The 1,093-nt window shown below is 44.7% G+C and carries 1 pseudogene; it reads left to right on the top strand.

Annotated features, from left to right (window positions below):
* Nucleotides 1-93 precede the first annotated feature (93 nt).
* Nucleotides 94-1,063, top strand: a pseudogene (locus ACQEXS_RS22455) (IS30-like element ISVa6 family transposase).
* Nucleotides 1,064-1,093: the final 30 nt, after the last annotated feature.

The raw sequence follows: 1,093 nt of genomic DNA, 5'->3' as shown, positions 1-1,093 counted from the left end.
CCTTGGATTCAAGTACGAAGTGCGACACCTCTGAACATAAAAACAGTGAGATGCGATAATCATGAAGTTTGCTCCCGCCAAGAAGTAAAAAACATGAGATACACGCACCTCACTGAGAACGAAAGGTATATGATTTCTGCACTCAGAAAGCAAGGAATTAGTACCGCTAAAATAGCTAAACAACTGGGTCGTCACAAAGCTACTATCTATCGAGAAATTGAACGCAATTCCCGATACAACAGACACTTTAAAAGGTACTCCTATCAGGCGTGGAGAGCCCAACAAATGGCTCGCAACCGGCTGAGTCGCTCGCGCAGAAATAAGCGCTACAGCGAAATCGACTTCAGGTTACCTGAAGCCTTGCTACGACTGGATTGGAGTCCTGACCAAATCGTTGGATACCTGAGGGTAAGAGGCTATCCAACAATGAGCCACGAGCTCATTTATCAGTACGTTTGGAACGACAAAACTCTCGGTGGAACACTATGGAAGCACCTACGCCAATCCACTAAGAAAAGGCGTAAAAGGTATAACTCAAAAGACAGCCGTGGACGGCTAGCTGCAAAGCGTCATATTACCGAAAGACCTGCAAAAGCTGAGCATCGAAAAGAGCCTGGTCACTGGGAAATTGATACCGTCGGTGGTCGCGGAACCAAGCACTGTATCGTGACTTTAGTCGACAGAATGACTGGCTACACTTTTATTGGGCAAATGGACGATAGAACAAGCGAGTCGCTCAACGTAAGAATGAGCAAAATCATGACCCGCTCTGACTTACCTTTTAAGACGATAACTGCGGATAATGGCACTGAATTTCATGGTTACGCACAACTAGAAAAACACCATAACTGTCTGTTTTACTTTGCAAATCCATACCACTCATGGGAGCGAGGGACTAATAAAAACACCAATGGCTTGATACGACCAATACTTACCAAAACGAACTTCTATGTCACACGTGACACAGAAGCTCCGCAATGAAATTGCACACAAATTAAATACGCGCCCACGCAAAAGACTTGGGTATAGGACACCAACGGAGTATATTCATGCGCATCTGTAAAAAGTGTCGCACTTCAAACTTGATACTAAG

It is taken from the genome of Vibrio sp. TRT 17S01 (assembly GCF_050113695.1).
In the GTDB taxonomy this organism is placed as follows: domain Bacteria; phylum Pseudomonadota; class Gammaproteobacteria; order Enterobacterales; family Vibrionaceae; genus Vibrio.
Note: the sequence above shows the minus strand (reverse complement) of the source record. Positions and strands in the feature narration are given on the sequence as shown.